Origin of the sequence: Bradyrhizobium sp. PRIMUS42, from assembly GCF_023006515.1 — a bacterium.
In the GTDB taxonomy this organism is placed as follows: Bacteria; Pseudomonadota; Alphaproteobacteria; order Rhizobiales; family Xanthobacteraceae; genus Bradyrhizobium.
This window is the reverse complement of record NZ_JALBGZ010000011.1, coordinates 21,168-35,161: the sequence shown is the minus strand read 5'-3', so window position 1 is coordinate 35,161 and position 13,994 is coordinate 21,168. Positions and strand designations below refer to the sequence as shown.

Annotated in this window: 10 protein-coding genes and 2 pseudogenes; 7 read left to right on the top strand and 5 right to left on the bottom strand. The window is 60.8% G+C overall.

What is annotated here, in order from left to right; translation table 11 throughout:
* Together MOV75_RS02850 and MOV75_RS02845 are read left to right on the top strand one after the other, a co-directional pair.
* Window positions 1-455: enoyl-CoA hydratase-related protein (locus tag MOV75_RS02850; RefSeq protein ID WP_247004833.1), on the top strand; the 455-nt coding region annotated here is incomplete at its 5' end.
* A gap of 984 nt (window positions 456-1,439) precedes the next feature.
* Window positions 1,440-1,685: a hypothetical protein gene (locus MOV75_RS02845; protein ID WP_247004831.1), complete on the top strand. Its 246-nt coding sequence runs from the start codon at window positions 1,440-1,442 to the stop codon at window positions 1,683-1,685.
* Window positions 1,686-2,621: 936 nt separating this feature from the next.
* On the opposite strand, the gene MOV75_RS02840 is transcribed toward MOV75_RS02845, so the two are convergent.
* Window positions 2,622-3,083, bottom strand: a complete 462-nt coding sequence (locus tag MOV75_RS02840; protein WP_247004829.1) for a hypothetical protein — start codon at window positions 3,081-3,083, stop codon at window positions 2,622-2,624.
* Between the two features lie 267 nt (window positions 3,084-3,350).
* A complete protein-coding gene (locus MOV75_RS02835; protein WP_247004827.1) occupies window positions 3,351-3,704 on the bottom strand; it encodes a hypothetical protein in 354 nt (117 codons plus the stop codon).
* Window positions 3,705-3,995: 291 nt separating this feature from the next.
* Here MOV75_RS02835 and MOV75_RS02830 point away from each other — a divergent pair, with 291 nt between their 5' ends.
* The 3 genes from MOV75_RS02830 (at window position 3,996) to MOV75_RS02820 (ending at window position 7,276) form a co-directional block, all read left to right on the top strand.
* A complete protein-coding gene (locus tag MOV75_RS02830; RefSeq protein ID WP_246921191.1) occupies window positions 3,996-4,970 on the top strand; it encodes a tripartite tricarboxylate transporter substrate binding protein in 975 nt (324 codons plus the stop codon).
* A gap of 218 nt (window positions 4,971-5,188) precedes the next feature.
* On the top strand, window positions 5,189-5,731 hold the full coding sequence (locus MOV75_RS02825; protein ID WP_246921194.1) for a tripartite tricarboxylate transporter TctB family protein: 543 nt from the start codon (window positions 5,189-5,191) through the stop codon (window positions 5,729-5,731).
* A gap of 12 nt (window positions 5,732-5,743) precedes the next feature.
* On the top strand, window positions 5,744-7,276 hold the full coding sequence (locus MOV75_RS02820) for a tripartite tricarboxylate transporter permease (protein WP_247004825.1): 1,533 nt from the start codon (window positions 5,744-5,746) through the stop codon (window positions 7,274-7,276).
* A gap of 2,359 nt (window positions 7,277-9,635) precedes the next feature.
* Here MOV75_RS02820 and MOV75_RS02815 read toward each other — a convergent pair.
* Window positions 9,636-10,052: pseudogene (locus tag MOV75_RS02815) on the bottom strand (CoA transferase); the annotation flags it as partial.
* A 432-nt stretch (window positions 10,053-10,484) separates the two neighbouring features.
* Here MOV75_RS02815 and MOV75_RS02810 point away from each other — a divergent pair.
* Window positions 10,485-11,191: pseudogene (locus MOV75_RS02810) on the top strand (tripartite tricarboxylate transporter permease); the annotation flags it as partial.
* A gap of 128 nt (window positions 11,192-11,319) precedes the next feature.
* Complete coding sequence (locus MOV75_RS02805; RefSeq protein ID WP_247004816.1) at window positions 11,320-12,198, top strand: outer membrane protein; 879 nt, start codon at window positions 11,320-11,322, stop codon at window positions 12,196-12,198.
* 76 nt (window positions 12,199-12,274) lie between these two features.
* On the opposite strand, the gene MOV75_RS02800 is transcribed toward MOV75_RS02805, so the two are convergent.
* Both MOV75_RS02800 and MOV75_RS02795 read right to left on the bottom strand, forming a co-directional pair.
* Window positions 12,275-13,468, bottom strand: coding sequence for a CaiB/BaiF CoA-transferase family protein (locus tag MOV75_RS02800; RefSeq protein ID WP_247004814.1), 1,194 nt, complete (start codon window positions 13,466-13,468; stop codon window positions 12,275-12,277).
* Window positions 13,469-13,584: 116 nt separating this feature from the next.
* Entirely contained in the window at window positions 13,585-13,884 is a 300-nt protein-coding gene (locus MOV75_RS02795; protein ID WP_247004813.1) for a hypothetical protein, read from the bottom strand.
* Window positions 13,885-13,994: the final 110 nt, after the last annotated feature.

Here is a 13,994-nt window from a genome sequence, read left to right as displayed (position 1 = left end):
CCGGCGGCGGCGCCGGAATTGCAGCCTGCTGCGACCTCCGCATCGGCACCGAGACGACGCGGATGGGCTTTCCGATCGCGCGCACGCTCGGCAACTGCCTGTCGATGTCGAACATCAGCCGCGTCGTCGCGCTGGTCGGACCCGCCCGCACCAAGGATATGATCTTCAAGGCGCGCCTCGTCGAGGCGCAGGAAGCGCTAGCGCTAGGCCTGCTCAACGAGGTCGTCCCTGATGTCGAGACGCTGCAGCGCCGCGCCGACGAGACGGCAAAACTCGTCGCAAGCCACGCGCCGCTGACGCTGGAGGCGACCAAGGAAGCGGTGCGCCGCATCCGCCGTACGCTGTCGCGTGAAGAGGGCGAGGACCTGATCCTGAAGGCCTATATGAGCGAAGATTTCCGCGAGGGCATGGACGCCTTCCTCAACAAGCGCACGCCGAACTGGAAGGGCAAGTAACCGATCTTATGAATTGATACTGCAGAAGCTACGATGCGGGGCCTTGAAATCTATTTCTTGCCCAATACTTTCAATCGGAATTGTGAACTATATGCTTGGAGCCGCAGGAACCGCTGCGTTGGTCTAGAGGTATGCCGAGAGAGGTCCTCATAACACTGTGGTCCTTGGCTGCTGCGTGCGTGGTGGCTTTCAGCCTAGCCGCACTCGTGTCATCGCATTAGGTTCACGCGTGTGCTTCTTTCAGGTCGTCCTGATTGTTCTTTTGCTGGCCGGTGCTGGTACAGACGTGTTCGCTAAAAGCACGCCGCACGACCCAACACCTAAATCGCAGTGCCTCGTGAATGCGTCCGAACTGCCGTCGGGAACGCCAAGGGTGGTGTGTCCGACACGCAGCTCCCCGGGAGGCTTTTGCGTCTGTCCCAAGTTCTCGGAGGATGGCCAGGCCAAAGGATACTATGTTGGGACTGTGAGGTAGCTCCACTTCCTCTTCCTCAGTGTGAGGGACGAGTAATCGAGGCTAGTCTCTTCAAGGTCAGCCTCAACGCAAACCGACCGCAGCGCGCAGTTCGCGTATTGGCGCATCGCTGCCGTTGGGGCGGTGCTGCTACGCGTCGGCTCAGAGGGGTAGACCGGAAGTTTTCCCACTAGGCGCCGGACCGTCGCTTGTGACCCATTGCGGACTGACGGCCGTTGCGCCAGTGTTTGTCCTGATGCACTTTCAGCTTGGGCTGTCGAAAAGCCCGCTTTTATTGTTGCTTCATGGCGATCTGGCAATTCAATTTCTATCTCTTCCCTCGCGAAGCCGTTGAGCGGTTCCATGGATCGTCCCCTATCGTGCTCGGAGCGTTTCGAAGCAGCCGTGCACAAGGAACGGATAGCTATCCAGACCCACCCAACTACTGGGCTGGCCGCCAATGTTACTCTTACGAGAACGCCGTTGCAGCGTTGTTGACGGCTCGAAAGTCATGGGCTCCTGAGGCTCTGATGTTCGGTGACGAGAATCGCGATAGTATCGAGCTGTGGGACGACAGCTTTCGCATCGGGCTGGACATGCGGCGGTTCAATGCGGCGCTGGCCCGCGCGATTGTTGGCTTGGCCGCTGCCGATGATCTAAAGCTCGGCATGGCCGAAACAGGTCATCTGATGCCCGCATCATACCCCATGCTGCTTCGCCAGATCATACAGTCCCGGGCGCACAAATTTTGCGCAGGATCCCATTGGAACACTTGAAGGGACCGCGCGAGAGGACAGGGAGCGTGATCGCCCATCGAACCGAGCTTGGGCCGAGCAGCCGAACATTTCGACGCTTGGTCCATCGGAGACCTGTCATTCGCCGGTTGAGGTCTGCTTCGGGCCATTCTGATTTGACCCAAAGCAGACTGCGTCATCCCGTCAAATCCGGCCGATCAATATCAATGCTTCTTCGGTAGATCGCGGCTCCTTGAGCCTGCTGAGGGGGCACGCACAAGGCGCCCTTGAGCCTGATAAGCCCTTGCATCGCGCCGAAGCCCCATTCCAATGTTGCCCAATCCATTGGCGGAACGGGATCGGCGTAGACATGGTTTCGCGGCTTAGTGCTTCAGGTCGAACCTCGCATCGTCCTGTTCGTCCAGGCGGATCAAGACTGCGAACCAGCACCGATGATTCACGCGTGTGCTTCTTTCAGGTCGTCCTGGTTGTTCTTTTGCTGGCTGGTACAGACGTGTTCGCTAAAAGCACGCCGCACGACCCAATACCTAAATCGCAGTGCCTCGTGAATGCGTCCGAACTGCCGTCGGGAACGCCAAGGGTGGTGTGTCCGACACGCAACTCCCCGGGAGGCTTTTGCGTCTGTCCCAAGTTCTCGGAGGATGGTCAGGTCGAAGGATACTATGTTGGGACGGTAAGATAGCATCCGTGAACGCAAGGCAGGTCCTCAGTAAGCTAGCCACCGCCGGTAAAAGGGGGGGGCCGGGCTACTTTTTTGCTCTGGCTACTGAGGGGCAGCTTTCGGGAGGCGAGCCGATTAGCGCCATTCGGCGTGGCCAAGGCAGCCTTTGGCCCTTCAGCGACCTCGGGAGATGTCCGTTTTTCCGCCGCTATTAGGGGGGAGACAGCCGGCCAACCGCCTAATGAGTACACAGCCTAGTTTGATGTCTCTCGCGGCCATAGCCATCCCCGGCGGGTCTAAACCTCGCGAGTTTCTCGGTAACTTGTAGCTTTATCAATGAGGCCCGCCGTGCCGGATCGTTGGAGCTGCTCCGCGATAATTCCGGCGCGGTGAGCAATGTTGCGCTGAGCGGCCTTGAGAGCTCCGGCCCGTTGGGCGCGCCCGAAGACATCACAGATCGCTGGGAGGAAGTCCGGCGCGTAACCGAACGTTTTCACGCCTTGTTTGGTGCGGAACTCAATCTGCTTAGCGATCATAGCTAGGCCTTCGCCGACAAAGGGCGCTAGATTCTGCACTGTCAAAAAAGCAGGGAGATTGGCGCCGGCCCTGTAATGCTGGCGTCCTTTGGGTGGCCGAATGCAACCTAGGCCCACCATGACGCCACCTTGAGTGATCACACGTTGACCGCCGTCGAGGACAGCAACTTCGATTTCGATGTCTCCAAATTGAATGACACCTTCATGCGACGCCTGCGGCAAGTGTCTCGCCCAACGGGCCTTGGCAGCCTTCCGCGCAATCTCCCTTCGCTCGTCGCCCGATAGTGCAGCTGCTCTTGCGGTTCCGCCAGCGGCGCGGGCGGGCACGCCCCACTGCACTTTCCAGCGCGTTCTCTTCCGCTCAGAGAGGTGGTTCAAGCTTACTTTTCTACGCGTATTCATACTTCAGGAATATGGTTGGATCAGAAAATTGCAAGCGCGGCGGCGAAGCAAAAATGGACGGGGTGAAGTGATCTTGCTCGCACAATGTTACGCCGCGAGCAATGCCGGATCATTCAATACGGCCTTAACGCGTGCAGGGGAAGAGCAGTGCCAGACTGCTGTGCAGAATGCTTTGAGCATCGCGTCCTTGCACTTAATTTGTGGAACCGGCCCAAACGTTGCCGTGAGAGCTTGGGCGACGCTGAGTGCTTGGTAGACATTCCGCTCCTGATAGAGCTTTGGACCAAATAGGCTTCCCAGCATTCCGCCCCAAAAGCTGTGCTTGTGAGACCGTACCAAGACGCCCTTCTTGCCGACCGAGATCCAACAGGCGTCTCCGCTGTCCAAGATGATCGTCGCGTCGTGGCCAAATTTCTCGTTGATATAGAGCAGGCGCGGCATCACTTCACACTCTGAACTTTTCGGTAAATTCTGCAAAATCGAAGCATCTAAGCATTTCGAAGACCTCCGACCCTGATGAAGCCCATTGATCTCTTTTCCGCCACTTCCTCACGAGGAGCGGCGGCTTGCTTGTAACGCAATCGCACGAGACTTGTCTTATTCCAAAGTCATAACCGGGATGACGCCGGGCGGCTTGAACTTAGTCGAATTCGCCAGCACAATGGGCGCTGAATTCATCTCTGAATTTCCAATCCAAACAAGAACATAGGGAAGACGCACGTGGGACATGGAATGAAGGCCGCAATGGCGCTTGCGGCCGCGCTTTGCGGCACGCCGGCTGTTGCGGGCTGGGAGCCGGCAAAGCCGGTCGAGATCGTGGTGGCGGCGGGCGCGGGCGGCGCGTCAGACCAGATGGCGCGGATGATGCAGGCCGCGATCCAGAAGAACAATCTGATGAAGCAGCCGATCGTCGTCTCGCTCAAGGGCGGCGCCTCGGGTGCGGAAGCGCTGATGTACATGAAGTCCAGCGAGGGCGATCCGAACAAGGTGCTGATCGCCTATTCGCTGATCTACATGCTGCCGCTGTCGGCGAAGATTCCGTTCAACTGGCGTGAGCTGACCCCGGTTTCGGTGGTCGCGCTCGACCAGTTCGTGCTCTGGGACAACAGCGCGGGCCCCAAGACGGTGAAGGAGTTCGTCGCGGCCGCGAAGGCCGCGAGCGCGCCGTTCAAGATGGGCGGCACCGGCTCCAAGCGCGAGGATCACGTGCTGACCGTCTTCCTCGAGCAGAAGACCGGCGCCAAATTCTCCTATCTGCCCTACAAGTCTGGCGGCGAGGCCGCGACCCAGCTGGTCGGCAACCACACCGAAGCCAACGTCAACAACCCCTCGGAAAATCTCGAAGTCTGGCGCGCGGGCCAGGTGCGTCCGCTCTGCGTGTTCGACAAGGAGCGCATCGCCTACACCAGCAAGGTGACGGAGACGCAGTCCTGGGCCGACATCCCGACCTGCAAGGAGGAGGGGGTCGACGTGCAATATCTGATGCTGCGCGCGATGTTCCTGCCCGGCAAGGTCACGGCCGAGCAGCAGGCGTTCTATGTCGATCTCTTCCACAAGGTGACGCAGACCGCGGAGTACAAGGAGTACATGGAGAAGCAGGCGCTGAAGCCGATCTTCCTCACCGGCAAGGACATGGTGCAGTTCCTCGAGGAGGATGATGCGCAGAACAAGTCGCTGATGACGGAAGCCGGATTCGTCGCGAAGTAGCCGTCTGCCTCTTCTCCCTCGCCCCGTTCTTACGGGAAGAGGGTGGGGTAAAGGGGCTCTCTGCGCGAGTCGAGGCTGTGGAGAGAACCCCTCACCCGGCGCTTCGTCATCGCCGAAGCTTTGGCTTCGGTGTTCCAAAAACGGCCGCGGATGCGGCCTCAGCCTCTTCCCGTAAGAACGGGGAGAGGTTGATAATTCCCAGCTGTGCACCAGAGCTCATGTCCCAAACCGATCTAGAAATCGTCGTCGACGATCCGACCGCGCCTGAAGACGACTCGCCCTCCGTCGTCTCCTCCGGCACGATCGAGATCGTCGTCTGTCTCCTGTTGCTCGCGCTGGCCGTGACGCTCGGCTACGACAATTGGCGCACCGGCGCGTCCTGGGATTCGACCGGGCCCGAGCCCGGTTATTTCCCGTTCTATCTCTCGGTCATCCTCGGCGGCGGCAGCCTCTACGGCCTGATCGTGGCCCTGATGGCGCGTCGCACCGCGTCAGGAACCTTCGTCACGCGCGCGCAGGCCCGCCGCGTGCTGGCGGTATTCGTGCCGACGCTGCTGTTCTGCCTGGTGATGCAGTTCCTCGGCCTCTATGTCGCGAGCTTCCTCCTGATCTCGGGCTTCATGCGCTTCGTCGGCAAGATCGCGCTGTGGAAGTCGCTGCTCACCGCCTTCCTGTTTACGGCGATCATGTTCGTCACCTTCGACATCGCCTTCGACGTCATCATGCCGAAAGGGCCGCTCGAAGCGGCCTTCGGTCGCTAGGCGGAATTTGCGATGGAAGCTTTCGGTCTCCTGCTTCACGGTTTTGTCGTTCTGCTGACGTGGAAGACGCTCGTGCTGATGATGGTCGGGCTGGTGCTCGGCATCTTCGTCGGCGTGCTGCCGGGCCTCGGCGGCCCCAACGGCGTCGCGATCCTGTTGCCGCTCACCTTCACGATGGATCCGACTTCGGCCATCGTGATGCTGTCCTGCATCTATTGGGGCGCGCTGTTCGGCGGCGCGATCACCTCGATCCTGTTCAACATCCCCGGCGAAGCCTGGTCGGTCGCGACCACATTCGACGGCTATCCGATGGCGCAGCAGGGCAGGGCGGCGGAGGCGCTGACCGCGGCGTTCACGTCCTCCTTCATCGGCTCGCTGGTCGCGGTGCTGCTGATCACGTTCCTTGCGCCGATGATCTCGTCCTTTGCGTTGAAGTTCGGCCCGCCCGAGTTCTTCGCGGTGTATCTGCTCACCTTCTGCTCCTTCGTCGGATTGGGGCGCGAGGCCAAGCACAAGACCGTCATCTCGATGTCGCTGGGGCTGCTGCTGGCCGGCATCGGCATGGATACCGTGTCGGGCAATCTGCGCATGACCTTCGGCTCGCCGGAGCTGCTCCGCGGCATTAACTTCCTGGTCGCGGTCATCGGCCTGTTCGGCATCAGCGAGATCCTGCTGACCATGGAGGAGCGCCTGGCGCTACGCGGGCATGCGGCAAGCATTTCGCTCCGCGTCGTGCTCGGCGTCTGGAAGGACCTGCCGAAATATTGGGTGACGCTGCTGCGCTCGTCCTTCATCGGCTGCTGGCTCGGCATCACCCCGGGCGGCGCGATCGCGGCCTCCTTCATGGGCTACAATCTCGCCAAGCGTTTCGCCAAGGATCCCGAGAGCTTCGGCAAGGGCCGCATCGAGGGCGTGTTCGCGCCGGAAACTGCGGCGCATGCTTCCGGCACCTCTGCATTGCTACCGATGCTGGCGCTCGGCATTCCCGGGTCGGGCACCGCGGCGATCCTGCTCGGCGGGCTGATGGTGTGGGGGCTCAATCCGGGGCCGCTGCTGTTCGTCGAGCACAAGGACTTCGTCTGGGGCCTGATCGCCTCGATGTATCTCGGCAATGTCGTCGGTCTCGTTCTGGTGCTGACGACGGTGCCGATCTTCGCCTCGATCCTGCGCGTGCCATTCGCCGCGGTGGCGCCGATGATCGTGGTGTCCTGCGCCATCGGGGCCTATGCGATCCAGAACGCGATGTTCGACATCTGGCTGATGCTCGGCTTCGGCGTGGTCGGCTACGTCTTCAAGAAGATCGGCATTCCGCTGGCGCCGTTCACGCTGGCCCTGGTGCTTGGCAATCGGGCCGAGGACGCCTTTCGTCTTTCGATGATCGGCTCCGGCGGCGACCTCAAGGTGTTCTGGTCGAACGGCCTGGTCGGCTCGATCACGACGCTGGCGATCGTCCTGCTGTTCTGGCCGGTGATCGACCGGCTTCTGGCGCGCTTCAGGCAGACGCAACGGGCTACAACCACGTCGCTGCAACGTTTAGACCAATAATGTTCGCCGAGTCCCAAGGCCCGGCATCTCAAGTTGGCTTCCTAATGCTGATCGCGCGGACAGCACCGATGGGTTCGTCGATGCATGTCCCTGAACTCTTATCTGCCGCGAGGAAGCTGCTACATTTTATGATGGACGGAGCTTGGGCTAAAAGAGCGGTAGTTCGGTTCTAGCTTCGCAGATCTCGTCTGCGATAGCCTTCGCAACATCGAACTTTGTGTTGCGAGCGCACTCCACAGGCTTGGTCGAAAGCAAGTCTGCCCGGTCGCTCCTGGTGTAGAGGGGCGCGTACGGTGTATGCCACTGGGCGATGATCTCGCCACAAATGCTACATGAGAATTGCCCCGTCTCCGGCCTGGCAGAGGCTCTTATAGAGCGTCGGTACACGGACCGACACACCGGGCAGACCATATGAGAAATATTTTGAATGGTCATGTTGCTGATTGCTCAGGAGCGCTTTTGGTGAGGCTATGGGGATCTTAGCAGGCGGTCAACTCCTGCCCTCTTCACCACTCCAATTTCGCTCTTCCGGTCAACTAGCCAACGTCTATGTTTGGACTTTCCTAAACGTGCGATCGACAGGTATGTTCACTGCTAGGCGGGGCTTGTGTCGTCATGCCTGACGCCGTTCTCTTGTTACCAGCCATCGGAGCCGTGGCACTCGTGATGATCGCTTTTTCGGGATTGCATCGGCACATTTGATTTTTGTGCTGCCGGTCAGAGCGTGCGGCATCGGCGTTTTCGAGCGACGGGCGTTCGAGGGCCGCGCCTAGCTCCAGCAATGGAGCTGCGAGGGGGAGTGATCTACCGGCCATACTCCCGTAAGATGTTCCATGGATCACGCCTCTAGTGATCCACGCTGGCGGGAGCTGCCAGACCAAAGCGGATGTTCCGGCTGGAACCAGCGGCGAGTTCCCCCTGCGCAAATCGTACGTCGTCGCGGTGCGGTGGCCGATCTGGTGGCTCAAGGTAACCTAGGCAGTGAGCCATAGACCTGCAATCATTTCGAAACCCGGTCGCTAGACCTTCTGGCTGGCACACCATCTTGCTCGTATATCGACGTCATTGCCGGCCTGCCAAGTGAAGGGCGACATTCTGAGTTGCAGCGCCCTCCCTCAAAGCGCGCGCCGGTGCCCTTGCCAAGCTCGACTAGTCTTCTTTCTGTGTTAGGTTCGTTCGACAGTCACGATCAACCTAAGTGTTTCCAATGCAGGAGGCGTTTTTCCAACCTGCCGGTTCGCTGCTCAAGCACATTACGCGAGCACGGTGGACTATCTGTAACCTTTTGGTCAGCCTTCTTGCCTCATCCTGCGTGGGCTCAAGCGATACTCCAAGGATTGCGACTGGTGCTCCGTGGGCCCGAGACCTCAATGAGCCGCCGCCAAGCCGCCCGCCGGCAGTTAGACCTGACCAAGAATCGGTAAATTCAACAACCAATCTTCGCGTTAGTCGACCACGTGCTCCAAGTTTAGGGTGGTTCAGACCGGCCGGCCGGGGAACTGCGGGTGCTGGGTGTGAACTGGGGCTTTTACGTCAGTCCATTTGTCGACTTGAAGTCCTGCTCGCGGGCGCAGGTGTTTGTCCGGCGGCCTTGAGAGGACGACGAAAGGTCTTTGAAGCAGACGAGGTATCTTCAATCGGATCAACAAATCCAATTCCGCGGAAGAGACGGCGGCTGTGCGCCTGGCTACGACTTCAACTTTTCGAATGGCCGCCGCTATTCGAACAACTATGACGCCCCTGTACTGAGATCCCCAGCAGTTTATCGACGCGCGGATGGGAATCAACGGCAGGGTAGGTGGTCTGGCAGGGTGGCACGGTACTTAGTGGAAAGACGCTGGCTTCCGATCAAACAGATACGCGTGTGTATGCATGCACGTGCTGAGCCCTTCCTGGACCCTGTGCTTGGTCTGACAATATTCCAAAGAGTCAGTTTCTGATGTATCTAGTTGTTCGCAATCTTTGCGTATTTCCCAAAGGGAAGTCAAATGGCGTCTAAATTGCTGCAACGTTGGCGGGCCCGACGCTTACCATTGGTTTGCCCGCGATGTCTTGAGAGAGCCTCCAAGAGCTCATTCGCGCGAGGGCGATGGTTGCTCCAGGGCGAGGAATTATCTTGCGAACGTTGTGGAAAGTCCGCCGACGTTGCCGGATGGCGGCTCGCGGCCGATTACGTGCTCCGGCCTTCAGAAAGATTCTCAAATCCGTTCCCGGACGTGTTTCGATGATTGGGAGGCAGTTAGACCGACCGATCAACGTTGCCTGTTTTAGCCGCTTGCCGCCGGCATGCTACAATCGCCTTGCCCATATCGTTCAACAAGCTCGCGGGTGATCGTTCTCCGAGAGGAGGCTCGTTACTTTACACCACTCTGTGACGCCTAAGTTCGACGATCTCGTCCGCGTCGAAGCCAAACTCCTTCAGCACCTCCTCGGTCTGCTTGCCGAATTCCGGCGGCCGCGCCACCATCCTGCTCGGCGTGCGCGACAGCGTCACGGGCTGGCCGACCAGGCGGATGTGGCGGTCCTCGTCGTTCGGCACGTCCTGGGCGATGCCGAGATGCTTGACCTGGGTGTCCTCGAACATCTGGTCGATCGCGTAGATCGGTCCGCAGGGCACGCCGGCCGCGTTGAGCTCGTGAACCCAGGTCTCGGTCGAGTACGTCACGGTGCGCTCCTCGATCTCGGCGTTGAGCGCGTCGCGGTTCTTGGAGCGGGCAGGGTCTATCGTGTAGTCGAGATAGACATAGAGTTCCGGTTCGCCGATTGCCTGGGCGCAATCGCTATCAGATCGTACGCCGGTGGTGTCCATCTGTTTATCGCGTTCTCAATGCTAACGAGGCAATAGCCGGGAGCACCGCAAATAAGACAGCCAAATCGAAACGGACCGCGGAAAAAATAGAGCGCGACGCGAAGCTTGGTTTTATAGACTGAGCTTCGCATCCTGAGCCTCAGAGAAGCCCGCCGAGTGCGTTTGAAAATCTCGCTACAATCCCGGCTGCACACTGCGACAACGCATCCGCAAGCCGCGCAGGGCGAGAGGGACGGGCTTGCGGCGCTTGGAAGGGAAGGCCCGCGAACTCGCTCGCACTGGCCCGGCATCCTCCCTATTAGTAATATAAGGGGAAGGCTCTACAAACACTCTCGATGTATGCGCTCAGGTAATGACGCTACCTGATGTAGCCGTCAGAGGTCTTTAACAAGACGGTGAGCGATCGCGGCCTGCTTAATGGGCTACAACCTCATCAAGCGTTTCGCCAAGGATCCCAAAAGCTTCGGCAAAGGCCGCATCGAGGGCGCGCCTGAGACGGCGCCGCATGCGTCAATGCTGGCGCTCGGCATCCCCGCCTCCGGCACCGCGGCGATCCTGCTCGGCGGCCTAATGGTGTGGGGGCTCAATCCGGGCCGCTGCTGTTCGTCGAGCACAAGGACTTCGTCTGGGGCCTGATCGCCTCGATGTATCTCGGCAACGTCGTCGGCCTCGTGCTGGTGCTGACGACGGTGCCGATCTTCGCCTCGATCCTGCGCGTGCCGTTCGCCGCGGTGGCGCCGATGATCGTTGTGTCCTGCGCGATCGGTGCCTACGCGATCCAGAACGCGATGTTCGACACCTGGCTGATGCTCGGCTTCGGCGTGGTCGCCTACGTCTTCAAGAAGATCGGCATTCCCTTGGCCCCGTTCACCCTCGCGCTCGTGCTGGGCAACCGGGCCGAGGACGCCTTCCGCCTGTCGATGATCGGCTCAGGCGGCAACCTGAAGGTGTTCTGGTCGAGCGGGTTGGTAGGGTCGATCACGACATTGGCGATTGTGCTGCTGTTCTGGCCGGTGATTGACGGCTTGCTTACCCGTGGCGGATTGACGCAGGGAGCAAAGCTGCGCCGCACTAGGAGAAGTTCCTTTAAAGCCTCAATAGCATAGGGGGTGATGTCGCCCTGGTCCTAGACGTTACACGCGTCGATTGTTCCTGGTTGTTGCTACCCCGGCACAGCACTTTTGCACTCCTCGGCGTATGTTTTCATCACGAAATTGTGCAGGGGGGATTCTCCATGAAGCGGATTGTGATTGGAATGGCGGCGGCGATGGCGCTGTTCGCGACGGGCGCGCTGGCCGCCGACATCGCGGCAAGGCCTTATGTGAAGGCACCGATCGTTGATCCGGTCTGGAGTTGGACGGGCTGGTACGTCGGCGGCAATGCCGGCTACAGCTGGGGCCGCTCGCGCACCGACGTCAACTATTTCAGCTCGGCAACGGGCGCTCCGATCGCGCCTCCGGCGGGATCCATCACGAGTGGCTCGTTCGATATGAACGGCGCCATCGCCGGTGGCCAGGCTGGTTACAATTGGCAGAACGCGAACTGGGTCTACGGCATCGAGGGTGACCTGCAATGGTCGGGCGAGCGGGGCAGCAGGGGCTATTCTTGCGTCGGCACCGTTTTCCCCGCCGGTGGCGTCTGTCTTCCCGGCTTGACGTTCCTTCCGGCTGGCGGTTTGGCCGGCACCACGCTGACGGTCGATCAGCACCTTCAGTGGTTCGGTACGGTCCGCGGCCGCGTCGGCATTCTCGCGACACCCAAGGTGCTGTTCTACGGCACCGGCGGTCTGGCCTTCGGCGAGATCAAGACCACCGGCTCGATGGGCGGCTTCATTGGTACGCCTCCGCTCGGAGCTCCGATCGCCTCGATTGCCTCGACCTCGACCACGCGCGTGGGCTGGACTGCCGGCGTGGGCGTCGAAGGCAAGATCACCCGAAACTGGAGCGCCAAGCTCGAATATCTCTACATGGATCTCGGCCGCTACAACGCCGGTACGTTCACCCTGGCGCCGGCGCTTCCCATCAGCGCCAGTGTCTCGTCGCACTTCACCGACCACATCCTGCGCGTCGGCTTCAACTACCAGTTCGACGGCCCGATCGTCGCGAAGTACTGAGAACAACAAAGGCGTCAACAAGAAGCAAAGCCCGGCTCGCGCCGGGCTTTGTCGTTGGGCACGGTGCGCGCGGGGCTCACACCACCTTGGCGTCGCGGAGCTTTGCGATCTCGTCGGCACCGAAGCCGAATTCCTTCAGCACCTCGTCGGTCTGCTCGCCGAATTCCGGCGGCGGCGCCACCATCCTGCTCGGCGTGCGTGACAGCGTCACGGGTTGGCCGACCAGGCGGATATGGCGACCTTCGTCGTTCGGCACGTCCTGCGCGATTCCAAGATGCTTGACCTGCGCGTCCTCGAACATCTGGTCGATCGCATAGATCGGTCCGCAGGGCACGCCGGCCTCGTTGAGCTCGCGAACCCAGGCCTCGGTCGACTTCGTCACGGTGCGCTTCTCGATCTCGGCGTTGAGCGCGTCACGGTTCTTGGAGCGGGCAGGGGCCGTCGCATAGTCGGGATGGGCATACAGCTCCGGCGCGCCAATCGCCTGGGCGCAGCGCTCCCAGATCCGCCCGCCCGTCGTGGCGATGTTGATGTAGCCGTCCGAGGTCTTGAACACGCCGGTCGGGATGCTGGTCGGATGGTTGTTGCCGGCTTGCTTGGCGACCTCCTTCTCCATCAGCCAGCGCGCGGCCTGGAAGTCGAGCATGAAGATCTGGGCCTGCAGCAGCGAGGTCTGCACCCACTGGCCCTTGCCGGAGACCTCGCGCTCGAGCAGCGCGGTCAGGATGCCCATGGCGCAGAACAGGCCGGCTGTGAGGTCGGCCACAGGAATGCCGACCCGCATCGGGCCTTGGCCCGGCGCCCCGGTGATCGACATCAGCCCACCCATGCCTTGCGCGATCTGATCGAAGCCCGGCCGCTTGTGGTAGGGGCCGTCCTGCCCGAAGCCGGAGATGCTGCCATAGACGATGCGCGGGTTGATTGCGGCAAGGCTCTCATAGTCGATGCCGAGCTTCTTCTTCACGTCGGGCCGGAAATTCTCGACCACGACGTCCGCCTTGGCGGCGAGGCGCTTGAACAATGCGAGCCCGCGCTCGTCCTTCAGGTTCAGCGTCATGGCCCGCTTGTTGCGGTGCAAATTCTGGAAGTCGGAACCCCGGCGAGGCCCGCCCGGCTGCTCGCCGCCGGTATCCTCGGTCAGCGCGTCGATCTTGACGACATTGGCACCCCAGTCCGCCAGCTGCCGCACGCAGGTGGGCCCGGAGCGGACGCGGGTCAGATCGAGCACGGTAAAGCGCGACAGGGCTTCCGAGGCATGCGGAAAGGGCATCTTGAGGGGCTCCGGGACAGATTGCGGGCCTACCATAGTGCCGAACGACCACACGACAAGCCGGCCAGGCGCCGATGCCGCCTACCGAAATGCCATGCCTGATGCGGTGCCAGCGATCAGCGCGACAGGCGCTTCAACTCCGTGCGTGCCTGCTCAGCCAGGGGATCATCGCCGTGGCGAGCAATGAAGAGCTCGAGCGCCTCCCGCGTTCCCTTGCGGCGGGCGGCTTCGTATTCCTCTGCCACCGCGACTGCGGGATCGCGGGCCATCGGCATGGAGGGCGCACGCGCCGCCTTGCCGCTGTCGTCCGCATTGGCCTTCACCATGACAGGGAGTCCTCCGAAGGGTTGATGGTCCAGCCCGGCGAGCGCCATCAAGGCGCCAAACAGACCGGCTATGAGTGAACGTCGTTTCATGAAACCCTGCAAATTACAGGTGCCGCAGGAACCGAGGCTGTTGTTGCGCTCCGTATGACTACGGGATCTGATGGCTAACACAGTCTTATGGAAGAGGGGCAGGCGGAGCT

Bases quoted from the DNA above. Each gene is read 5' to 3' on its own strand.
- MOV75_RS02830 (WP_246921191.1), top strand. From the start codon at position 3,996: ATGAAGGCCGCAATGGCGCTTGCGGCCGCGCTTTGCGGCACGCCGGCT.
- MOV75_RS02800 (WP_247004814.1), bottom strand. From the start codon at position 13,468: ATGCCCTTTCCGCATGCCTCGGAAGCCCTGTCGCGCTTTACCGTGCTC.
- MOV75_RS02795 (WP_247004813.1), bottom strand. From the start codon at position 13,884: ATGAAACGACGTTCACTCATAGCCGGTCTGTTTGGCGCCTTGATGGCG.
- MOV75_RS02825 (WP_246921194.1), top strand. From the start codon at position 5,189: ATGTCCCAAACCGATCTAGAAATCGTCGTCGACGATCCGACCGCGCCT.
- MOV75_RS02845 (WP_247004831.1), top strand. From the start codon at position 1,440: ATGTTCGGTGACGAGAATCGCGATAGTATCGAGCTGTGGGACGACAGC.
- MOV75_RS02835 (WP_247004827.1), bottom strand. From the start codon at position 3,704: ATGCCGCGCCTGCTCTATATCAACGAGAAATTTGGCCACGACGCGACG.
- MOV75_RS02805 (WP_247004816.1), top strand. From the start codon at position 11,320: ATGAAGCGGATTGTGATTGGAATGGCGGCGGCGATGGCGCTGTTCGCG.
- MOV75_RS02820 (WP_247004825.1), top strand. From the start codon at position 5,744: ATGGAAGCTTTCGGTCTCCTGCTTCACGGTTTTGTCGTTCTGCTGACG.